Annotated in this window: 20 protein-coding genes; 9 read left to right on the top strand and 11 right to left on the bottom strand. The window is 43.1% G+C overall.

Annotated elements, in window-relative coordinates; translation table 11 throughout:
- Nucleotides 1–2: 2 nt before the first annotated feature.
- From dnaX to FTU72_RS04490, 5 genes are all read right to left on the bottom strand, one after another.
- Complete coding sequence (gene dnaX, locus FTU72_RS04510; protein ID WP_179992460.1) at nt 3–2,093, bottom strand: DNA polymerase III subunit gamma/tau; 2,091 nt, start codon at nt 2,091–2,093, stop codon at nt 3–5.
- Between the two features lie 275 nt (nt 2,094–2,368).
- Nucleotides 2,369–2,812 carry a copper resistance protein NlpE N-terminal domain-containing protein gene (locus tag FTU72_RS04505; protein WP_180012052.1) on the bottom strand — a complete coding sequence of 148 codons (444 nt, stop codon included), beginning with the start codon at nt 2,810–2,812 and terminating at the stop codon, nt 2,369–2,371.
- 83 nt (nt 2,813–2,895) lie between these two features.
- The gene (locus FTU72_RS04500) at nt 2,896–4,158 is read right to left on the bottom strand and encodes a serine hydrolase (RefSeq protein WP_179992458.1); all 1,263 of its coding nucleotides are present in this window, start codon (nt 4,156–4,158) and stop codon (nt 2,896–2,898) included.
- A 59-nt stretch (nt 4,159–4,217) separates the two neighbouring features.
- A complete protein-coding gene (locus FTU72_RS04495) occupies nt 4,218–5,072 on the bottom strand; it encodes a MaoC/PaaZ C-terminal domain-containing protein (RefSeq protein ID WP_179992457.1) in 855 nt (284 codons plus the stop codon).
- Between the two features lie 157 nt (nt 5,073–5,229).
- Nucleotides 5,230–6,621 (bottom strand): 3-oxoacyl-ACP reductase, encoded by a 1,392-nt coding sequence (locus FTU72_RS04490; protein WP_004783922.1) that lies wholly within the window; start codon nt 6,619–6,621, stop codon nt 5,230–5,232.
- Nucleotides 6,622–6,861: 240 nt separating this feature from the next.
- Between FTU72_RS04490 and FTU72_RS04485 the strand changes: the two genes are divergently transcribed.
- Nucleotides 6,862–8,379, top strand: a complete 1,518-nt coding sequence (locus FTU72_RS04485) for an acetyl-CoA C-acetyltransferase (protein ID WP_179992456.1) — start codon at nt 6,862–6,864, stop codon at nt 8,377–8,379.
- A gap of 96 nt (nt 8,380–8,475) precedes the next feature.
- Here FTU72_RS04485 and aceI read toward each other — a convergent pair whose 3' ends face one another.
- Nucleotides 8,476–8,907 (bottom strand): chlorhexidine efflux PACE transporter AceI, encoded by a 432-nt coding sequence (gene aceI / locus FTU72_RS04480; RefSeq protein WP_034170552.1) that lies wholly within the window; start codon nt 8,905–8,907, stop codon nt 8,476–8,478.
- A 94-nt stretch (nt 8,908–9,001) separates the two neighbouring features.
- On the opposite strand from aceI, the gene FTU72_RS04475 reads away from it, so the two are divergent.
- From FTU72_RS04475 to FTU72_RS04460, 4 genes are all read left to right on the top strand, one after another.
- Nucleotides 9,002–9,892: a LysR family transcriptional regulator gene (locus FTU72_RS04475; RefSeq protein ID WP_179992455.1), complete on the top strand. Its 891-nt coding sequence runs from the start codon at nt 9,002–9,004 to the stop codon at nt 9,890–9,892.
- An 89-nt stretch (nt 9,893–9,981) separates the two neighbouring features.
- Nucleotides 9,982–10,953, top strand: coding sequence for a transaldolase (gene tal, locus FTU72_RS04470; protein WP_179992454.1), 972 nt, complete (start codon nt 9,982–9,984; stop codon nt 10,951–10,953).
- 82 nt (nt 10,954–11,035) lie between these two features.
- The gene (gene leuE, locus FTU72_RS04465) at nt 11,036–11,695 is read left to right on the top strand and encodes a leucine efflux protein LeuE (protein ID WP_179992453.1); all 660 of its coding nucleotides are present in this window, start codon (nt 11,036–11,038) and stop codon (nt 11,693–11,695) included.
- 110 nt (nt 11,696–11,805) lie between these two features.
- Nucleotides 11,806–12,981: a benzoate/H(+) symporter BenE family transporter gene (locus FTU72_RS04460; RefSeq protein WP_180011521.1), complete on the top strand. Its 1,176-nt coding sequence runs from the start codon at nt 11,806–11,808 to the stop codon at nt 12,979–12,981.
- A 37-nt stretch (nt 12,982–13,018) separates the two neighbouring features.
- Here FTU72_RS04460 and FTU72_RS04455 read toward each other — a convergent pair whose 3' ends face one another.
- The 3 genes from FTU72_RS04455 to FTU72_RS04445 form a co-directional block, all read right to left on the bottom strand.
- Nucleotides 13,019–13,363, bottom strand: coding sequence for an SMR family transporter (locus tag FTU72_RS04455; RefSeq protein WP_179992451.1), 345 nt, complete (start codon nt 13,361–13,363; stop codon nt 13,019–13,021).
- A gap of 66 nt (nt 13,364–13,429) precedes the next feature.
- Entirely contained in the window at nt 13,430–14,434 is a 1,005-nt protein-coding gene (locus FTU72_RS04450; RefSeq protein WP_180031081.1) for an alpha/beta hydrolase, read from the bottom strand.
- A gap of 78 nt (nt 14,435–14,512) precedes the next feature.
- Entirely contained in the window at nt 14,513–14,656 is a 144-nt protein-coding gene (locus FTU72_RS04445; RefSeq protein ID WP_166135019.1) for a hypothetical protein, read from the bottom strand.
- A 53-nt stretch (nt 14,657–14,709) separates the two neighbouring features.
- On the opposite strand from FTU72_RS04445, the gene FTU72_RS04440 reads away from it, so the two are divergent.
- On the top strand, nt 14,710–15,153 hold the full coding sequence (locus FTU72_RS04440) for a universal stress protein (protein WP_125279008.1): 444 nt from the start codon (nt 14,710–14,712) through the stop codon (nt 15,151–15,153).
- A 125-nt stretch (nt 15,154–15,278) separates the two neighbouring features.
- Nucleotides 15,279–15,725: a universal stress protein gene (locus tag FTU72_RS04435; protein ID WP_104425970.1), complete on the top strand. Its 447-nt coding sequence runs from the start codon at nt 15,279–15,281 to the stop codon at nt 15,723–15,725.
- Nucleotides 15,726–15,766: 41 nt separating this feature from the next.
- On the opposite strand, the gene FTU72_RS04430 is transcribed toward FTU72_RS04435, so the two are convergent.
- Both FTU72_RS04430 and pepN read right to left on the bottom strand, forming a co-directional pair.
- Nucleotides 15,767–15,976, bottom strand: a complete 210-nt coding sequence (locus FTU72_RS04430; protein ID WP_004783945.1) for a hypothetical protein — start codon at nt 15,974–15,976, stop codon at nt 15,767–15,769.
- Nucleotides 15,977–16,185: 209 nt separating this feature from the next.
- Nucleotides 16,186–18,795 carry an aminopeptidase N gene (gene pepN, locus FTU72_RS04425; protein ID WP_179992449.1) on the bottom strand — a complete coding sequence of 870 codons (2,610 nt, stop codon included), beginning with the start codon at nt 18,793–18,795 and terminating at the stop codon, nt 16,186–16,188.
- 681 nt (nt 18,796–19,476) lie between these two features.
- On the opposite strand from pepN, the gene FTU72_RS04420 reads away from it, so the two are divergent.
- Nucleotides 19,477–19,734, top strand: a complete 258-nt coding sequence (locus tag FTU72_RS04420) for a hypothetical protein (RefSeq protein WP_004783954.1) — start codon at nt 19,477–19,479, stop codon at nt 19,732–19,734.
- A gap of 168 nt (nt 19,735–19,902) precedes the next feature.
- Nucleotides 19,903–21,063: a hypothetical protein gene (locus FTU72_RS04415; RefSeq protein ID WP_179992448.1), complete on the top strand. Its 1,161-nt coding sequence runs from the start codon at nt 19,903–19,905 to the stop codon at nt 21,061–21,063.
- Nucleotides 21,064–21,085: the final 22 nt, after the last annotated feature.

The raw sequence follows: 21,085 nt of genomic DNA, 5'->3' as shown, positions 1-21,085 counted from the left end.
TTTTATTTCAGCTGAATATTGTGCAATTCACCATCAAACTGTTCCAGCAAGTCACGTACAGCCGGTTCAGCATGCAGCAGCTCTTCTGCGCGTTTAAAAGCGCGTACTTTACGTTCTTGCTGCATGGTATATGGCGTTAACTGCTCTACATCTTCAAACTTCACCTGGAAAATGGTCTGTGGCCATTGTTCCCGCAAAGCTGCTTCCAGATGATGTTGTAGCTGCGACAAAAGCGGCTGATAACGCTCTGGAATATGAAAGACCGATGCTGCATTAATCTGACCAGTCATGATGCCATACTGAGCCAATTCCTGAACTGCCGGAGATAACTGACTGTTACGGAACCAGAATTCCCATTTTTCTACCGTCCATTCACCCTGCATATCCTGTACCGGAATTTGCAGAATATCCTGAGGCATCAGATTACGGTCTGTAGAAATATTTGTATTTTCGATCTGAGTAGATGCAACCTCAGTCTGAGTAGAAATTTCTGGCTGGCTTTCATCTGCTTTATGAATCACTTGTTCTGATTCAGGAGCTAAAGCATCCAGACTAAACTCGGATTCTTGTTCTACTGGTGCAGCAATATCATTTTCAGGAATGAATTCTTCTAAGAGAAAATCATCACTGCTGGCTTCAGGGCTGGATGGAACAGGTTCTGCAGGAACATCGTCAAAACCAAACAGGCCATCTTCCAGGTTTGGATCAAATACAATCTGATCAGACTCAGATTGTTCTACTCTAGTTGATTCAGCTTGTATGACTTGAGGCTCAGAATTGGTTTCTGGCTCGTCTTCATCCAGAAAATCATTCGAAGATGGTTCAGACTGTGCAGTGACTGGATGATTATCCTGATCGTCTTCATAGCCAGCATCTAATGAAAAATCTTCTCCAGCAGCTTGAGCAACCGGCGCACTTTCCTGCTGCGTTATCTGATGTTGCTGTGGAACTGATGCAGCAGGTACAGCTTGTGGTATCTGAGCTGTATTGGCTGGAATTTCATTGGGCTGTAGCGGACGGAAGGCTAGCAAACGCAGCACCGTCATCTCAAAGCCTTGCTCCTGCGTAACCGCAAGCTGTAGGTCAGCCCGGCCTTTACAGGCAATCTGATAATACAGTTGCAAATCTTGTGCTGAAATCAAAGCCGATAACTGCATGATCTTTTGATTGATCTCGGCACTGTATTTCAGGCTTAAATCCGGCAGATATTGTAATAAAGCCAGTTCATGCAGGGTAGAAATCAGCTGATCTAATACCAGTGATACATCCAGCGCCTGCTGACGGAATTGCAATAATAATTCGCTAACACGTGCTTTCTGATTCTGATGAATCGCCAGAATCAGATCGTAAATGATGGTTCGGTCGATCAAGCCCAGCATGTCTTTGACATCCTGATGTTGAATGGCACCCTGACCATAAGCAATCGCCTGATCCGTTAAAGACAAAGCATCACGAAGCGAACCCTGTGCTGATTCGGCAATCTGCCAGATCGCATCCTGATCAGCCTGAATGCTTTCTTTGGTGAGAATATTACCCAGATGTTCAGTAATTTCATCAACAGCCAATGGACGCAAAGTAAATTGCAGGCAGCGAGAAATAACAGTAATCGGCAGCTTTTGCGGATCTGTGGTTGCAAACAGAAATTTGACATGCTCCGGTGGTTCTTCCAGTGTCTTTAATAGAGCATTGAAAGAATGCGTGGACAGCATATGTACTTCATCGATCAGATAGACCTTGAAACGACCCTGAGTTGGCGCATAAGGGACATTGTCCAGCAGCTCACGGGTATCTTCAACTTTGGTACGTGATGCCGCATCGATCTCAATCAGGTCAATAAAACGGCCTTCATTGACGGCGGTACAGGTCGGACATACCTCACAAGGAGTCGAAGTAATACCGGTTTCACAGTTCAAGCACTTCGCCAAAATACGTGCAATCGTGGTTTTACCAACACCACGCGTTCCCGTAAACAAATAGGCATGGTGCAAACGGCCACGCTCCAGTGCGCTGGTTAAGGCACGTGAAACATGGTTTTGACCGACCAATTCGTTGAAATTGCGGGGACGGTATTTTCGCGCAAGTACTTGATACATGTATGCTCCTTTTTACAGGTCTAAGCATACTGTTTTTTTATAAAATAGTGAATGAATTAATCAGTTATGATCTGGAGAGATAGACCTATCAATCTGATTTAAATCAACTATCTCGAAGCTGTTTGCTCCATTTTTATGCCTGACTGAAATATCAGGATATTTTTAGTATATTTGGAAAATAAAATATCTATTGATTTTCGCTCTATTTGAGCGGATTAATACAATCTTAGAAATAAAAATTTCTGATCAAAGATAAAGGATTGGGTTGAATCTGTTTAAGCGAATCGCCCTAAAATAAAATCACTCTGCATCTGGTAGCGTTTACCGCTTTTGTCTTCACGGATTTCCAGCACATGCTCTTCCAAATCAACATACAGTAAATTACGAGTCGCTACATTCACCAGCTCAATTTTCTGATGAGAATCATCTTGGAAACGAATCGGGCCACTAAAGGTTTCCACCTCATTATGACCACTCAGGCTTTCACGTTCTAAAGTATAAGTTTGATCTTCGTGCAGAGTTAGCATGACAGCCATGCCCGGACAATCATCACAACGGGACAAGCAGCCCATGCAAGGAGTTGTACCCTGATACTCTCCCGCCCATGCTGGAATCTGTGCCTTGGCTTCAACAACAGTATTTTTAGCTGACTGGGTTTGATCCTGACAACCGAATAAAGCACCGGTTGCCACTAAGGGAATCAGTATTACTTTTTTCATGGTTTCATTTCGCAGCGCTGGAATTTGCCACAAAATAGCATATTTTAAATGGCTGACTAAACTCCCAAATCAAGGATATTCAGTTAGCGCCAGCCTTTTCTTCCTGTCAATACCGCATCAGCACAGCGTAAAGTTTCCTGCGTCAGCCCCCAAAGACGGTAATCTCCAGTTAATGAACCTGTTGGGAAGTTATGGGTATAGGCAAAACTTAATTCGCGTTCCGGATCACACCAGGCACCAGAACCGTTAAAACCCATATGACCAAAACCTGTAGAGGCTTTACCCAAGGTCAATATACGGTGATAACCCAGACGCCAGTGCATGGGTACAGGCATCACCCGATCACGACGGGTATATTGCACCTGGCTTAGTCGCTGGAATACTGGAGGTGAAATCAACTGCTGGCCTTGCCAAGCACCGTGATTGGCCAACATCGCATAGATTTTTGCCAGACTGTCTGCAGTAAAGACGCCATTAGCTGAAGGAATAATCGCCTGTAATCCCTCATCACTAAAGAAGCTAAAATTCTTCATGCCTTTAGGAATCATGCCATCCTGAAAATCTTGTGGACTCTGACCACTCCAGACCAGAGCACGCTCCATTAAACCGGGTTTGCGTGTAACTACTCTTTTGCCTTTAGAAGATTGAGATGCAGATTTTGCTTTAAAGATCGGTCGCGCAACTCGAGGCAGTTCATCCAGCGGCACACTAAAATAGGCACCATTTAATTGCAGAGGCTGAACTAAATATTCCTGCATTAATTGGCCTAATGATTTACCGGTTGCCTTTTCCAGTACTCCACCCACCTGCCAGCCAAAAGTCAAAGGTTGATAAGCGGCATCAGTCGTGGTCTGAAAACGTGGTTCAGCTGCCGCGATCCGCTCCAGCATGTGTGACCAGTCAGCCATTTCAGTGGCATCATCAATGATATTACGGATATCAAACAAACCACTTTGATGGCTCAGCATATGTGCCAAAGTAATCGACCGTTTACCTTTCTGGGCAAATTCAGGCCAGTATTCTGCAACTGATCTGTCATAGTCCAGATAACCTTTACTGACCAGAATGTGTGCCAATGTCGCCAGTACACCTTTGCCAGTGGAATAGCATAGTGACATGGTATCGGGCTGCCAGTTTTCTGTGGCAGACTTCTTTCCGGTATAAATATCGACAACTTTTTGTCCCTGAAAATATACGACAAGTGCTGCACCACCCTGATTAGTACGTGCATCCTGTAAGCGGCTAAACTGACGAGCAAGGTCGCGAAAACGTGTATCAACATCGCCCTGATAATTATGCTGATCAGCAAACAGATAATCTTTGATTGGCTGCATCATTCTATCCATAGAATTTTGATCCCTTAAAATGAAAAAGCCTAAATCGAGTTTAGGCTTTTGATTTAGATTTAAATCGCTTTTACATGGCCGGTCACATGCGGCTTCTGGTTTTTGCTATTCCGGATCAGGAAATCTGTATCATTCGCTGCTTGAGCCGTTAGAAACTCAACTTTAGAAGGCAAGTACATCGGTAGCTTGAACCAGACATCGGCTTCATACGCATCCGGCAATAACAGATTAGCCAGCGCTTTGGCTTTGCTCCACATACCATGTGCAATCGCCTGTTTAAAACCAAAAGCCTTCGCTGTAACAGCATGAATATGAATCAGATTAAAATCACCTGAAGTCATGGCATAACGGCGGCCGGTATTTTCTGAAATTTTCCATTCAGTATTTAGCTTATAGTCTGGCGCTTTACTTTCTGCCGGTTTAACAGCCGCTTTAACATCAGTCTTTTGACGTGAAAGATATGTAGTTAATGCCTCAACGACAACTTCATTGCCCACTTTGACTGTGGTAATAAAATCAAACTGAACGCCTTTGTCATGGGGCTGTAATTCACCAAATTTGCATGACAGGGTTAAAGTCTCATTTACACCGACTTTACGGTATTGCTTGACCTGATTACGGATATGTACCAGTCCTAAAATCGGGAACGGAAATGCTTCCGAGGTCATCATGTGCATTTGTAGACTTTGAGACAATACGGTCAAATAAATAGCTGGAATATAACCATTATTTTTAAAGCCACATACTTCATTATAGGCTTTTAAATGTTTCTGATCGACCTTGAATGAATCCACCACATATTCAACTTGCGGTAGAACTTTTTCAGCTTTCGGCTTTTTAAAAATCAAGCCTTGAATCACTTTTGGATAGGCTAAATAAGGTTTTGGAAGTTGACTAAAATGGCGCGTATTCATACTGAACCTTTAAAATATTCTTTTCATTTATATATGAGTGGAGTTCTCTCTCCCTTTGGGAGAGAGTTAGAGAGAGGGCTAAAAAAAGGCCCCTAATCTCCCTCTCCTAAATCCTCTCCCTGAGCTTTAATTAAACTGCAAGAAAGGACTTGATGCTTTAAGCCCCTAATAGGCTTTGACCACAGACACGAACCACGTTGCCATTTAAACCTGTTGAAGCCGTAGAAGCAAACATGGCAATTGTTTCTGCAACATCTACAGGTAGACCACCTTGGCTCATTGAGTTCATACGGCGGCCAGCTTCACGGATTGCAAATGGAATCGCAGCCGTCATTTGTGTTTCGATAAAGCCCGGTGCAACGGCATTAATCGTTATACCATTTTTTAAGGTTGGTGCTGTGAATTTCACCACACCAATCACACCCGCTTTAGACGCTGCATAGTTGGTTTGACCCAGGTTACCTGCAATGCCTGAAATTGAGGATACACAGATAATACGGCCATTGGCATTTAGACCATCGTTGGAGATTAAATAGTCATTTACACGTTCAATGGCAGACAGGTTGATGTTAATCACCAGATCCCATAGCTCAGGTTTCATATTGGCCAAAGTCTTGTCGCGGGTAATACCGGCATTGTGCACAATAATGTCCAGACCGCCTTGCTCAGCTGCTGCTGCTTTGATTTTCTCACCTGCATCTGCAGCAGTAATATCGATGGCTAAAGTTGAACCGCCAATTTCGCCGGCTACACGGTCAAGGTCTGCTTGCTGTTGCGGAACATCCAGACAGATGACATGTGCGCCATCACGTGCCAATACATGAGCAATCGCTTCACCAATACCACGGCTCGCACCAGTCACTACAGCAGTTTTGCCCGCTAATGGTTTAGTCCAGTCTACATCCACTTTTTCAGCAGGTGAAACACGGATCACCTGACCAGAAACATAGGCAGAACGTGGAGAAACTGCAAAGCGTAAAGCAGATTCAAGATTTGCTTCAGCACCGGCATCTACATAGATCAGGTTTGCTGCAATTCCCTTTTTAAACTCTTTACCCACAGATTTTACAAAACCTTCCAGTGCGCGTTGAGCAATTGACTGACTGACTGATTTAGCAGTTTCAGGCGTAGTCCCCACAATCACGACACGGCCAGAACTTTGGATTTGACGCGCAATCGGGTTGAAGAAATCATAAAGTGATTTTAACTGTTCTGAATTTTCGATTCCTGAAGCATCAAAAATGACAACTTTGAATTTTGATTCTTTATCGCCCGGATTAAACGCGCCCAGATTCAGTCCAGCCGATGCAGCAGCCTGTTGCAGTTCAGCATTGTTACCTGCATAACTATTGGCATGAATATTTGCCAGAACCTGAGCAATAGCACCAGTCAAGGTACTTGCCGGTGCTGCTCCAAACAATACCGCACCTTTGACAACTGGTGTAGCAGACTCAAAACGGTCTAAAGAAGTTGGGGATGGCAGACCCAAATTTTTAATGACAAATTTACCAATAGGAGATTTTGCAAAAGTTTGGTACTGATCAGTCATGTTTATTATCTCTCATACAAATTAATTTTTGGTTGATCTAAAGTTATCCTTAAACTTCAGTATGATGCCAGACACTTATATTTCAATAGATCTACCAGTTTCCGCCCAATCATACTTGAGATAACAGGCAGATGACTTGACCTAAGCGCAGTCTGTAATGTCATTGTAGTCAATACAGCCTATCTTCTTCTATGCTAATGTAACCGCCAAGAAGACGATCTATTTGCCTGGTAAAGCCTTATGAGCAAAACAACTCAAGATAATCCAGCAGTCGAGAACTCTGCGACAGAAACTGTGTCAAAACCATCAACGCGTAGCAAGCGTAGCACTAAAAATCCTGATACAGCCAATGCCGCAGAAAAAAGTCCGGCTAAAACCACACGTACACGCAGTACATCTGCACGTACCAAAAAAACGACTTCAAGCCAACAAGATTCAACATCTATAACACAGACTTCTGTTCAACAGGAACCAAACATGAGCCAAAATACAGTTCGCCGCGTTGCTATTATCGGTGGTAACCGCATTCCATTTGCACGTTCTAACGGTGCTTACTTTACGGCATCCAATACTGATATGTTCACAGCAGCCCTGAATGGTCTGGTTGAACGTTTTAACCTTCAAGGTCAACGCTTAGGTGAAGTGGTTGCAGGTGCTGTACTGAAACACAGCCGCGACTTCAACATGACGCGTGAATGTGTACTGGATACTGCTCTTGCACCGGAAACCCCTGCTTATGACATCCAGCAAGCATGTGGTACTGGCCTTCAAGCGGCCTTCCTGGTCGCGAACAAGATTGCTCTAGGTCAAATCGAAGTGGGAATCGCAGGCGGTGTAGATACGACTTCTGATGCACCAATCGCTTTCGGTGATGGCTTACGTAAAGCATTACTTGAGCTGAACATTGCGAAAACAGCGAAAGACCGTTTAAAAGCCCTGACTAAAATCAATGTGAAAGACCTGATGGACGCACCAAAAAATGGTGAGCCACGTACTGGCCTGTCTATGGGTGACCATCAGGCAATTACTACACTAGAATGGGGTATTTCCCGTGAAGCGCAAGACGAGCTTGCAGCCTCTTCACATCAAAAAATGGCAGCAGCCTATGAAGAAGGTTTCTTTGATGACCTGGTGACTCCATTCCTGGGTCTTGAACGTGACAACAACTTGCGTCCAGATTCTTCAGTTGAAAAACTGGCGAAACTAAAGCCTGCTTTTGGTAAAGGCGATGCACGTACCATGACGGCGGGTAACTCTACTCCACTGACTGATGGTGCGTCTTGTGTGCTATTGGCTTCTGAAGAATGGGCTAAAGCAAATGGCCATGAAGTACTGGCTTACCTGACTTTCCAGGAAACTGCTGCCGTTGATTTCGTAGAGAAGAAAGAAGGCTTGTTGATGGCACCTGCTTATGCAGTTCCTCGTATGCTGGAACGTGCTGGTCTAAAACTTCAAGATTTTGACTACTATGAAATTCACGAAGCATTTGCATCGCAAGTACTTTCAACGCTGAAAGCTTGGGAAGATCCAAAATTCTGTAAAGAACGTTTAGGTCTGGATGCTCCACTAGGTTCAATTGATCGTGCCAAACTGAACGTAAAAGGTTCTTCTCTAGCTGCAGGTCACCCGTTTGCAGCAACTGGCGGTCGTATTATCGCAACTGCAGCAAAACTGATTAACCAGAAAGGTTCAGGTCGTGTACTGGTTTCGATCTGTGCAGCTGGTGGTCAAGGCGTAACAGCAATTATTGAAAAATAATCCAAGCCTCATATAAAAAAACCGCTCTCTATGAGCGGTTTTTTATTGCAATATTATTAGCGAAGCATTTGAGGATTACTCTAGTAAAGACTCAAGTTAAGCTTTTCGGTAGTCTGGTTCCAGCCCCATTTTGGCCTCAAGGTGGTCATAGCACCACTGGAAAATAAAGGTATACACCAGAATACATAATGTCATCGCCAAATCCAGAAGAAAAGCCTGCGCCAGACTGATCTGCAATGCATAAGCTACCATCGGAATCGTGGCCAGCATCAAACCACCCTCAAATCCAATCGCATGAGCAATCCGCACTTTGATGGTTCTTTTCAGACGATGTTTGGCTTCAAACTTTTCAAAATAATGATTAAACAGCATATTCCAGAACATTGAAGTGACAGCCATCGCAATTCCGAGAGCGCCTGTGACCTCAAGCGGCATATGCATGAGCGTACTCAGTAATATGGCAATCACCACCAATAAAATGCCTTCATATAAGGTGGCATGAATCAGTCTTCTTTTTGAAATTAACATTTCAGTTCATCAAGTCAGGAGATAAGGGAATTTTATTTCTTTTAATTTGATTATTCGAGTTAGAATCTATCAATAAAAATGAAAGATGGAATGCATGAATATTAATCAAGAACAGCTACAGATGTTTAAACTGGTTATGGAAACTGGCTCCTTCTCTGCTGCTGCGCGTAAACTTGGTAAAGTTCCTTCTGCAGTGAGTATGGCCATTGCCAATCTAGAAATTGATCTTAATCTGGTGCTATTTGAACGCATTGGCCGTGAGCCAAAACCAACTGCACAGGCGAAAGTACTGTATGAAAAAACTGAGCAGCTTTTGGTTGAAATCAACCAATGGAAGCAACATGCCCTAGCACTTAGTTCAGGTCTTGAATCTGAACTGAATATTGTGGTGGTGTCTGAGCTCCTCCATACCCGCTGGACTGATTATATCGTTTTGCTGGAACGGGAATTTCCAGCGCTGCAAGTTAATGTCTTTAGCGCACCTCAGGAAGATGCTCATCACATGCTATTTGAAGGTTCAGCGCAGTTAGCGCTGATGTTTGAGCGGGAGCAATTAGAAACCCGTGAACAGTTTATAGAATTAAAGCGTGAGGTACTGGTTGCTGTGGCGGCCAAACAGCATCCATTAAGTCAATTTCACCAGGTCAGCTATGAACAGATTTTACAAAACCGACAGATTGTTGTTGCCAGTCGTGATCGTAGCATTAAGCCAGAACTGCTCTTTTCCCGGAATTACTGGCGCACTGACAATCATCATTCAGCCTGTAACATGATCCAGCAAGGTTTGGGCTGGGGTGTACTCCCTCTGGAAATGATCAATGAACAGCTACATTTGCAGGAGCAGCTACAGATCTTGCAGCTGCTCGATTTCACCCCAAAATTTGAATATTTTGTCGATCTGGTCTGGAGCCGGGAAACTCGACTGGGTACAGCTGCTCATTTTTTGATTAATCACTTGCGTCAGCAGCGAAAAACCGACCATTAATCACAGAAATTCAACGACAGTCTACTTGGTAAGAGGATGATTTATGATATATAAGAATGCATAAGCAATAACCATAGAACTAGATCGTAATGACATTAACTGCATTAAACCAATTAAAAAACTTGACGACTATTGTGGCAGATAGCAGTGATTTAAGCGCAATTGAGAAATTTCGCCCTCTGGATGCAACCACAAATCCATCTCTGATTACTGCAGCAGCGAAACAACCTGAAAATCAGGCATTGATTGAAGCTGCTTTTCAACAAGCCCAGCAAGAAGGCTATGTGAATAATGCCCTGATTGAACGCACGATTGATATTTTGACCGTCAAATTCGGTGTTGAAATTTTAAAACTGATTGAAGGTCGTGTTTCGACTGAAGTGGATGCCTCCCTGTCTTTTGATACTGAAGCGACCATCGCCAAGGCTAAAGAATTACTCGCGCTGTATGATCAATATGGAATTAATTCTGACCGCATCCTGATTAAGATCGCATCGACTTGGGAAGGTATTCAGGCAGCGAAAGCACTGGAAGAAGAAGGTATCCATACCAACCTGACCTTATTGTTTGGCCAGCATCAGGCCCATGCCTGCGCTGATGCCAAAGTGACTTTAATCTCGCCTTTTGTCGGCCGCATTCTAGACTGGTACAAAAAAGCGGAAGGTGTTGAGTCGTATCCAATTGAAAAAGATCCGGGCGTACTCTCAGTGAAGCGCATTTATGAATTCTATAAAGCGCATGGGATTAAAACTGAAATCATGGGTGCAAGCTTCCGTAGTATTGAGCAGGTTTTGGGCCTCAGCGGTTGTGATCTACTGACTGTTGCACCAAACTTGCTGGAACAACTTGAAAATGATCAGCGTGAAGTTCAGGCTCAGCTTTCAGCCAAAGATATTCAATCTCAAGGTGAACTGAGTCCAATCAGTCATGCCGATTTTGATGCACAACTGAAACAGGACCAGATGGCCAGTGAATTACTGCAAGGTGGTATCGATGGCTTTATCAAGGCACGTGAGCAACTGGCGGCTTTATTAAAGGAAAGTTTTTTGAGCACCACCTAAATTCACAGCGAATTTATAGAGTTTCTCCAGGCCGATGTTGCTATAATGCCGCATCGGCTTTTTTCATTTTTGCGAGTTCTTCGTGTTTGGTATCACAGATCTAACGACCTTTATTATTGGGACAACGTTAATTGTGTTACTGCCGGGGCCGAATTCCCTCTATGTCATGTCAATTGCCTCTCGTTTTGGCATCAAGACCGGTTATATGGGTGCCTTAGGGGTTTATACCGGTGACTTGATTCTGATCCTATGTACGGCGTTAGGCGCAGCCTCTCTACTTCATGCGTTTCCCGTGCTGTTTATTGCCCTGAAAATTATTGGTGCTGTTTATCTCAGTTATCTTGGGATCAAACTGATCATTGCCGCCTATCAGACTTTCTTTCCGAAACAGTCATCACAACGTGTTCAGATTAAAAAGACTACTCCTGAAACTGTCGGGTCGATTCAGCCCTTCCGTACAGCATTAACAATCAGTGTTTTAAATCCTAAAGCGATTCTGTTCTACCTGTCTTTTTTCGTGCAGTTTGTTGATCCTGTTTACCCTTATCCGGCACTGACTTTTGCACTCTTGGCTTTAATCCTGCAACTGATCAGCATGACCTACCTTTCAATCCTGATCTTTTCCGGGGTCAAACTCGCGAGCTATTTCAACCAGAATTATAAATTGACTGCTGGCGGGGTTGCTTCAGTAGGAATTCTCTTCTGCGGGTTCGGCATCAAACTGGCGACATCTACTTTCTAAGAATCAGCAGCTTTCTGGCAAGAGCAGCGCTTTCAAAAATTGTTAAAAACATTGTGTTGATATATGAAAAGCGTATGATTTAAACGCATTTAAAAATAGTGTCATGGATGATGCCTAAACTTTTACAAGATCTCTCCTTTCCTGCCATCATGGCGGGTTTTATTACCTGCATGATTGGGATCAGCGTATCCGCCGTACTGGTCATTGAAGCAGCCCAAAGCCTGGGTGCAAATGCAGCGCAAATCAGTTCCTGGTTATGGGCACTCGGCATAGGTATTGGGGTTTCCGGCTTTCTGCTTTCCTGGAAATATCGTTATCCGATTTCCACCGCCTGGTCGACAGCCGGTCTGGCGTTAATTATTGCCTCCGCAGGCCATTACAGTCTGGCCGAAGCGATTGGCGCTTTTCTGATTTGCGGTATCCTGATTGCCTGTCTGGGATTTTTCGGAATATTTGACCGGATTTTTCAGTTTATTCCACAAAGTCTGACCAGTGCCATGCTGGCTGGTGTCTTACTGAAATTTGGTATTTCAGTATTTGGCAGCCTGCAACAATCCTGGAGCTTTGTGCTTACCGTACTGGCCATTTATCTCATTTCCAAAAAACTGAGTACCCGTTATAGCATTGTCATTACTGTGCTGCTTGCAATTGCACTCTGTCCGTTCTTTATCGATTTTACGCTTCCACATTTGGACTGGAGCATCGCTCAGCCTGTATGGACCACACCAGAATTTAGCCTGCAAGCTATTTTAGGACTGGCTCTTCCGCTGATGGTGATTAATCTGGCTTCACAATATTTACCTGGCCTGGCCGTGATTAAAAGCTATGGCTATCCACCCAAGGTGAATCCAATTTTAGGCTGGACGGGCCTCACTCAGGCACTACTCGCTCCCTTTGGCTGTTTCAGTGTTAATCTTGCCGCGATTAGCGCAGCAGTCAGTCTGGATGCACAAGCCCATCCTGATCCGGCTAAACGTTATATCGCGGGTATGAGCTGTGGACTATTTTATATCCTGATGGGTTTCTTCGCTGCAACCCTGACCAGCTTATTGATGGCTTTTCCGGGTATTCTGATTACGGTTCTGGCTGGCATTGCCCTATTTGGTACCATTGGCCACAACATTGCACTGGCTTTTCAGGACACTCATGACCGGGAAGCCGCACTGATGACCTTTCTGTTCAGTGCATCCAATATCCAGTTTTTCGGCATTGGTTCTGCTTTCTGGGGCCTACTGCTTGGTTTGATGGTTTATTTACTATTTAAGCTTAAACCTCAGTTGGCTTAAATTTATAAAAGTAGAGATGACTTATGTCTATCTTTTTTTAATGCCCTGCTGCTTGAGAAAACAGATTTATGACCACTACACCGGAAATAATCAGTGCAATACCAATAAAAGCAGGAAGATCCAGCGCCTGCTTAAATACAATATAACCGACAATGGCCGTGAGAATGATCCCGACACCGGCCCAGATCGCATAAGCAATGCCTAAAGGAATCACCTTAATCACCTGAGACAGCAAATAAAAGGCGATACAGAATAAAACAACCACCGCTAAAGAAGGCCACAAATGGGTAAAGCCTTCAGATTTCACCAGAAATGTAGAGCCAGTGACTTCGGCAATAATGGCCAAACCCAACAAAAAATATGCCCAAGTTGCAGGATTCATTTTTTCACTCTCCAAATTTATCTTTCCTAGACCTAAACTTAGTTATGGTCTTAAGAAATAAATTTTTTATAAGTTTATGCTGAGGGGCGAAAGCTGATGCAAAAAATCCAGCGTCTTGATAAAAGTCTGCTGACTTTCTTTCTTGCCCATAAAGAACTGATATTCATGAATCAGCCAAGCTTTAGATTCGGGATAAAAAACTTCTGTTACTGGAACCTGCTGCGCTTTTAAAGCTTTGATAAAAGGCAAGGATTGGGTGTCGGTCAGAAAATCCTTGTTGCCCCCGCTAATGAATACTGGCGGATAAGATGGCGTAATATACTGGATTGGAGAAATACGTTTTAGAAACTCGGTATCATTTTTACGGTCACCTGTATAAGCCTGAATCAGGCTATATACTCCCCACTCTACGATCTTCATTTCATCAGGTGCGGTACTGGCGAATGACTCCAAGTCATAAATACCACAGTGCAGAATCAGACCTTTAAGCTGGGAAGGTTGCAGATAAGGTTGAAAATCCGATTGTTTGGCAAAGGCGGGATTTGTTAAAAGTGCAGCATAGTGGCTGGCCATATTCGCCCCGGCAGAATCTCCGGCCAGATATAAATTTTCGGCATCAATCTGGTATTCGGCTGCATGTTGAGTAATAAACTCCAAGGCCTGATCAATCTGATGTAACTGGCTTGGATAAATGGCTTGAGGTGCAAACTGATATTGGACCGATACCACATTATAACCTTGCGCAGCCAGAAGTTTAAAATAACCCCGGGCATGTTCTTTGGAACCAGAAATCCAGCCACCACCATGAATCCACACAATGGTTGGTTGCGGGCCGATATTTTCGATATTTTGTGGTTGATACAGATCCAGAGATAGTTTTTGCTGCGGTTCATAGACAATATTCTGATGCACGATGACCGAACCTGGTGCATAGCGATCCATCACCTTTTGCTGCATCCCTGTGGTCAAATTAAAAGCACTGGCAATGACCCGGCTGTTCTGTACAGTATTTTGACAGCCTGCCAGAATAATTGAACAGAACAACAATAAATGAATAGCAAAAAACCTCAAAACCTTCCCCCTCGATCAGCCCAAAAATAAGCTCAGGCAGTTTAAACCATCCCCAGAAAAACAGCGTCATTTATCCTGTTATTTTTGATCAATAAAACCTGAATCCCTAGTTTTTTGCTCTGTTTTTTCTTTCATCAAATCTCTGCATTTATGTGAAAATACCTGTAATTTAAAGATTTTTTGCCATTTTTCAGCTTTTTGCAATTGCACCCATGGGTACATTGTGCTATCAATAAATCAGAGCGTAAAAAACACACAACATACGGAGAAAAATCATGGCTTACCAACATATTTTAGTCCCAGTAGACGGTTCAGATATTTCCTTTTCTGCAGTTCGACATGCAGCCAAAATTGCCAAGGCATTTGGCAGTAAACTTTCCCTGATTAGCCTGATTGCAGAAGACCCTTTTACTGAAGCTGACTTCTACTACAGTTCAACGATTATGAAAGAGTATTTTGCTCAGGCTCATGCCAATGCAAAAAATGCCCTAAAAGAAGCCACTGCAATTGCAGGCAGTGAAGGTATAGAAGCAGATTCCCGCATTGTGACTGGCCTGGTGAATGCCGAACATATTGCTGAGACTGCAGAGGAAACCCAGGCTGATCTAATCGTCATGGGTTCACACGGCCGTAAAGGCTTCCAGAAAATGATTCTGGGCAGCTTTGCACAGGATGTTCTTGGCGCCAGTCAAATTCCGGTGTTAATCGTTAAAAAATAATCTGATTTGCGCATCTTCAAGGTGCGCAATTTTTTCAGGCAGTGTTTCTGTCTGAACCCTTCTACAGTAAACCTCCATTTTCTAAATGATCATTTCACTGCATATTCTAAAAATGAGGAAGCACCATGCAAAACTATGAACATATTCTTGTCGCACTCGATGAATCCTCGATGTCCTATGCTGCAGCTGAACATGCCCGTGAGCTGGCCAAAGCTTTTAATAGTAAGGTGACATTGGTCAGTATTATTGCTGTAGACCCATTTAAAGGCGTGGACTTTTATAAGGTTGCTCCCGCAGTCACTGACTATTTCATGCAGGCAGAACAACATGCACTGGATCTTTTAAATGAGATTAAGGCAAATTTTGTGCATGATGGTACACAAGTCACGACCAAGATCATTCATGGTATGGCACCTTCTGAAGGAATTCTTCAGGCAGCGCAGGAAGTTCCGACCGATCTGATTATCATGGGATCACATGGCCGTAAAGGTCTGCAAAAACTGATGCTGGGCAGCGTGGCACAGAATGTCCTTTCCCAGTCCGAGATTCCGGTATTGATTGTGAGACCTTAACGTAACCCAGACAACAAAAAAGCCTGCGATGCAGGCTTTTTTTAGCGAACTTTTTGATTCAGTTCGTTCAGGAAGAGTTCAGCATCCAGCTGGCTATTAAATACTTTTTTGTATTCTCCAGCTTGCTGAATAGAATGCGGTGTATATTGAAGGGAGATTTCAAACAGACCAGTCGCAGCATTTCTGCTGACATGAACCGCAATAATATGCCGAGTATTTAAATAAAAACCATCTTCGATTTTCACTAACATCTTGAATAAGACCTCTAGTATATCAATTTGAAGATTTCTTCATGTTTAATAGAAAAGTATAGTTTTACTTTCCTGTCTAGCCTCTTACTGTAAACCTTTTATGTGACTGATTTCACATTATAGTATTTTAAATGCGCTTAAATTCACCATTTAAAATAAGTCAATAATAAAAAGCCGGATCAGTTGATCCGGCTTTTTACATAACGATCTTATACGCTTAACATACTGTTCAATGTCTCTGAGACATTTTTCGATTTCACCTGTGGTTTTAAAGCTTCAAGTTGTGCTTTGACTTCACTGCGTTGTGGTTCAATCAGGGTATACCAGCGTGAAAGCACCTGAAGTAGACGTGAACCGACAATCGGGTTTTTCTGATCCAGATATTTCGCCAGCTCGATATAATGCTGCACACCAAAGCTCCAGGTATTGACCGGATTGGCATTCAAACCGCCACTCACCGCACGGATACGGTTTGGCACTTTCAAGTCATAATCCGCATGCTCAGTGAGTGCTTTAATTGTTTCTGCAGTCGCTTTTGGATGAGCTGCTTGCAGCATGAACCATTGATCCAGTGCCAGTGCTTCATCTTTAAAGCGGTTATAGAAATCATCCAGGAATGCTTTGGCTTGAGGCGCATCATTCCATACCAGCACACGCAAGGCACCCAAACGTTCAGACATATTGCCTGTATTTTGGTATTGCTGCTCTGCCAGTTCAAATGCACTTTCATCACCTTGACGTGCAATCAGCATCAACATGATATTTTTCAGTGCACGCACACCCATCGCCTGAGAGAAATCTGACTGCAGCTCAGGATCCAGACTCAGATAGATTTCTTTAGCTGTTGCTCCAAAGGCACGTGCCAATTTATGCAGCAAGGCATCACGTTTTTCCTTGATCATGGCTGGATTATAGTCTGTATCAATACGGCTACCCAGGTAACCTTCAGCCGGTACATCAAACAGACGGGAAGCCAATAACGGATCTTTTTGAATCAGATCAGGCAAGGTATTTAGCATTGCCTCGATATAGATTTCAGAAGGTTGATCATCCAACAAAATGCGTTCTAATAAAGTCTGGGTCGCCTGCCACTGGTTAAAACCATTGGTTTCATATTGCAACAGGAACGCCAGTTCTTGTTCAGAGTAATCAAAATGCAGATCAACGGGTGCAGAGAAGTTACGTAGTAAAGAAACCACCGGCTTGCTGGTTAGACCGCTAAACTCGATGGTCGCTTCATCCTGATCAAACAGATACACCCCATCTTTGACGCCATTTTCAAATAAGGCATCAGAGTGCAGGCTCAGCTGCTCGCCTGTAGCCGCATCAAACAAAGCCAAAGCCACTGGAATCGGAACAGCTTTCAGATTCGGATATTTCGGATGAGCTTTCAGACTTTGCTTAAAGCGAAGACGATAAGTTTGTGTATCTGCATCATACTCACCTTTAGCGACCAGTTTCGGTGTACCTGGCTGGTTATACCAAGTCAGGAAGTTTGATAGATCTACCCCTGAACCGGCAGTCAAGGCAGCTACCCAGTCTTCAACCGTTACGGCCTGACCATCATGACGGCGGAAATACTCATCTGTACCTTGACGGAATTTTTCTTTACCGAGCAAAGTCGCCATCATACGGTTAATTTCTGCACCTTTTTCATACACGGTCGCCGTATAGAAGTTATTAATTTCTACAAAATGATCCGGACGCGGTGGATGCGATAAAGGGCCAGAATCTTCCGGAAACTGATGCGCTTTCAGGACTGCCACATCATCAATACGTTGTACCGCAGCAGATTGTAGATCTTCAGAAAAAGACTGATCACGGAATACGGTCAAACCTTCTTTCAGACACAGCTGGAACCAGTCACGGCAGGTAATCCGGTTACCTGTCCAGTTATGGAAATATTCATGGGCAATCACTGATTGCACACGCATGATGGCAACATCAGTTGTATATTCTTCATCAGCCAATACACATGAGGTATTGAAGATATTCAGACCTTTGTTTTCCATCGCACCCATGTTAAATGCGCTGGTTGCTACGATCATATAATTATCAAGGTCGTATGGCAGACCATAATGCTCTTCATCCCAACGCATGGAATGTTTCAACGCTTCCATCGCGATTTTGCATTTTGGAATGTCTTTTTCTTCGGCATAGATTTCCAGTGCGACATCACGACCCTCTGATGTGGTATAGCGATCTTTCATCACTGCCAGATCACCAATCACGCAGGCAAATAAATAGCTTGGTTTTTTGGTTGGATCTTGCCAAAGTGCATAGTGACGGTTTTCATCCACTTCACCAGTTTCGATCAGGTTACCGTTAGCCAGTAGAACCGGATACTTTTTGTCGGCTTCAACACGAGTAGTAAATACAGACAATACATCTGGGCGGTCTGGATAGAACGTGATTTTACGGAAACCTTCCGGCTCATTTTGAGTCACGAACAGATCTGAACTGGCCTGATACAGACCTTCCAGCATGGTATTGCTTTCTGGATGAATCTTGACCACTGTTTCAATAGTCGCCTGATCTGGAGCATTGCTAATCACCAGTTGCTCAGCATCTAGAATATAATCTGATGCATTTAGTGGCTGACCATTTAACTGGATTGATTGCAGTTCCAGGTCACGACCAAGCAATACCAGATCACCTGCTGTTTGACGCTGCATCTCCAGTTTGCTGCTGACCAGCGTATGATCGTCATAGACTTGAATATTCAGGTCGATTGAATCTACAACAAAAGAAGGTTTTTGATAGTCTTTTAAATAAATGGTTTGATCTGCTTCGATCACCGGATTCGCCGCGATATTCATATAATGTCCTGATCCTTTTTGCACAGCTTCTAAGGCAAAAGATTGTCAATGCATTGATCATACGCCTTGATCTTGAACCTGTCTGTGCGTTTCATTTGTATTGTATATGGGAATAATTACTGATCTTTTCAATTGAGCTACATCAAAATATACGATAATCGCCTTATATTTGCCCGATATCTAAAATCCCCATCTCTAAAACAACTTAAAGATAAAATAAAAAAAGCTTTCATCTGCACTGTATGATTCCTCTATGCATGATTCCTGCACATGCAAAGTATTATTCCAATATGAAAAATTACTGCCTGGGTTCAGGACAACCTTATATCTAATTTAGATGCTGGGCGCTGCAAAACCTGACTTCTAAAAGATTAAGTTCTGGTTAATCTGCGTTCCAAATTTCATTTTAAATGCACAAATGACATGCACCAGTTTGAATGCATTTTGCATCACCCAACAGCAATGGCAGGATTCAAAGAAAGATATATGCCAAGTTTTCGGCTAATATCATATTTTTTTACATTTTCTTATGTGCTTGATTTAAAAATATATAATTTATGATTAATAGCAATTCCGAAATATTGATTAAAAAATGAGCATAGTTTTTGCTACAGTTTAAGTGTGTTTTCTCCAAGCGCAAAGACTCCAAAAATAACGACAACAAAGAAATTGAGGTGAGCTATGTATTTAAAACAGCATGTGGTACGGATTGAAAATCTTAAAACACTTCAGGTTCTGGATCAGGCCAATATTGATCATAAAGTTATTGCCCTGTTCATGAGTTCTGAAGGCGTTCAGCTACAGGCGCATGAGGTCAGTGCGATTCTGAATACTTATGATGCACTCGGTGCCAAAAAGGTTCCATCCAAAAAAGTGCAGGCGTTGATTCAAGCGAAACATCAGGGAGAGGAAGACGAAACATTACCCTGCCCCGTTTAAAAACGATGATCTAGTTTTCTTGAATACAGGGCTACTTCGGTAGCTCTGTTCGTTTAAAGGCTCTCTTCTTCTGAAATCTGCTTTATTAAAAATATTGTCAAATGACGCGTGACTTTGATGAGCTGTGTATAATCGCAGTTTCTCTTTATTCTGGAGTTGTGCGCAATCATGGTATTCAACGTTCTGCAAAAACAGCTTGATGAAAGTACGCAGTGCCCGTTATGTAAGGCCTCCATGTACTGGATCGAGGCAGAACAGTATGATCAGGACATTACTTATCATGAATGCAGCCACTGCCAGCATCAGCTCTATACCGACCAGAAACATAACTGTTATTGCGATCAGTGTCTGGCTCAGCGTAAACGTATGCTGAAAGAAGTCCGTTTACAGGAAAACCGGAAATTTCATAAAAAACAGGATCGGCATGAATATGAGCTCAATCAGCTCAGCTTTATTAATAAACTGTTTCTGCTCTCGATTCTGGATGAACAGGTTCAGGAACATAGCCAGCATCAGGAATATATTGACTGGCATGCCATTAAATATTATTCCATCAGCCCGAATTACCTGTATCAGCATGGTCTGGTCAAAAATCTGCTGAAAGACCAGATTCTAGTTCCTAGAGATATTCAACAAGAGAATCAGCAGTACTATATTAATGTACGTCTGGATGGCTATTCTGAGCCAAGCCTGTTTAGTATTACCCAGCAATTGCGTTACTGGTTCTATGAAAATCTGAGCAAAGGCGTACCTTTTAAAAGTGCGGATGAAGTCAAAGATGCACTGTATTGTCTGCTGTATCAGGAAGTCATTCAATTCGCTCAGTTCTATTGCCGTAGCTGGGGTATCCAGATTGCGGGCAATCAAAGTTTTCAGGCTTTCTGCTATCGCCTGCTCGATGTTTTGGCTGTGGGACAGATTTATTATCTGGTGCAATCGGCCCTCGAATATCTGTATCAGCAGAAAGCTTTAAAACCACGAAATGAAAATTTCATTAATACCAATTTACTGAAAAAGACCCTACAGCAATATCGGGAACGTTCAGTGAATGAAAAATGGGAAACCTCTATCCTGCCTCGTCCACCGCAATTGCCTTTGAGCAAAATGAGCAGCATCCTGTTTTTCCGCTTCCTGGGTTATGATGAAAATATTTTCTTCCAGCCGGTCTGGCGTTCATGGCAAAAGATTGAACCACGCCTGAAATTTTATTCACAAAAACGCTGTATGCATTGCGGCTCACAAGAGCTTACTGTTGAATATGATGCCAGCGATTATGTCAGCCTGTTATGCCGTAACTGCAAACATCAAGACCATTATTTTACCCGCTAAGCATTTAGCAGCTCTATTCATA

Origin of the sequence: Acinetobacter sp. YH12137, from assembly GCF_013418535.1 — a bacterium.
Taxonomy (GTDB): domain Bacteria; phylum Pseudomonadota; class Gammaproteobacteria; order Pseudomonadales; family Moraxellaceae; genus Acinetobacter.
This window is presented reverse-complemented; position numbering and strand designations above follow the sequence as displayed.

What these genes read in the sequence shown, in the direction of transcription:
- dnaX (WP_179992460.1), bottom strand. Translation starts at nt 2,093, where the DNA reads ATGTATCAAGTACTTGCGCGAAAATACCGTCCCCGCAATTTCAACGAA.
- FTU72_RS04505 (WP_180012052.1), bottom strand. Translation starts at nt 2,812, where the DNA reads ATGAAAAAAGTAATACTGATTCCCTTAGTGGCAACCGGTGCTTTATTC.
- FTU72_RS04500 (WP_179992458.1), bottom strand. Translation starts at nt 4,158, where the DNA reads ATGGATAGAATGATGCAGCCAATCAAAGATTATCTGTTTGCTGATCAG.
- FTU72_RS04495 (WP_179992457.1), bottom strand. Translation starts at nt 5,072, where the DNA reads ATGAATACGCGCCATTTTAGTCAACTTCCAAAACCTTATTTAGCCTAT.
- FTU72_RS04490 (WP_004783922.1), bottom strand. Translation starts at nt 6,621, where the DNA reads ATGACTGATCAGTACCAAACTTTTGCAAAATCTCCTATTGGTAAATTT.
- FTU72_RS04485 (WP_179992456.1), top strand. Translation starts at nt 6,862, where the DNA reads ATGAGCAAAACAACTCAAGATAATCCAGCAGTCGAGAACTCTGCGACA.
- aceI (WP_034170552.1), bottom strand. Translation starts at nt 8,907, where the DNA reads ATGTTAATTTCAAAAAGAAGACTGATTCATGCCACCTTATATGAAGGC.
- FTU72_RS04475 (WP_179992455.1), top strand. Translation starts at nt 9,002, where the DNA reads ATGAATATTAATCAAGAACAGCTACAGATGTTTAAACTGGTTATGGAA.
- tal (WP_179992454.1), top strand. Translation starts at nt 9,982, where the DNA reads ATGACATTAACTGCATTAAACCAATTAAAAAACTTGACGACTATTGTG.
- FTU72_RS04460 (WP_180011521.1), top strand. Translation starts at nt 11,806, where the DNA reads ATGCCTAAACTTTTACAAGATCTCTCCTTTCCTGCCATCATGGCGGGT.
- FTU72_RS04455 (WP_179992451.1), bottom strand. Translation starts at nt 13,363, where the DNA reads ATGAATCCTGCAACTTGGGCATATTTTTTGTTGGGTTTGGCCATTATT.
- FTU72_RS04445 (WP_166135019.1), bottom strand. Translation starts at nt 14,656, where the DNA reads ATGTACCCATGGGTGCAATTGCAAAAAGCTGAAAAATGGCAAAAAATC.
- FTU72_RS04440 (WP_125279008.1), top strand. Translation starts at nt 14,710, where the DNA reads ATGGCTTACCAACATATTTTAGTCCCAGTAGACGGTTCAGATATTTCC.
- FTU72_RS04435 (WP_104425970.1), top strand. Translation starts at nt 15,279, where the DNA reads ATGCAAAACTATGAACATATTCTTGTCGCACTCGATGAATCCTCGATG.
- FTU72_RS04430 (WP_004783945.1), bottom strand. Translation starts at nt 15,976, where the DNA reads ATGTTAGTGAAAATCGAAGATGGTTTTTATTTAAATACTCGGCATATT.
- pepN (WP_179992449.1), bottom strand. Translation starts at nt 18,795, where the DNA reads ATGAATATCGCGGCGAATCCGGTGATCGAAGCAGATCAAACCATTTAT.
- FTU72_RS04420 (WP_004783954.1), top strand. Translation starts at nt 19,477, where the DNA reads ATGTATTTAAAACAGCATGTGGTACGGATTGAAAATCTTAAAACACTT.
- FTU72_RS04415 (WP_179992448.1), top strand. Translation starts at nt 19,903, where the DNA reads ATGGTATTCAACGTTCTGCAAAAACAGCTTGATGAAAGTACGCAGTGC.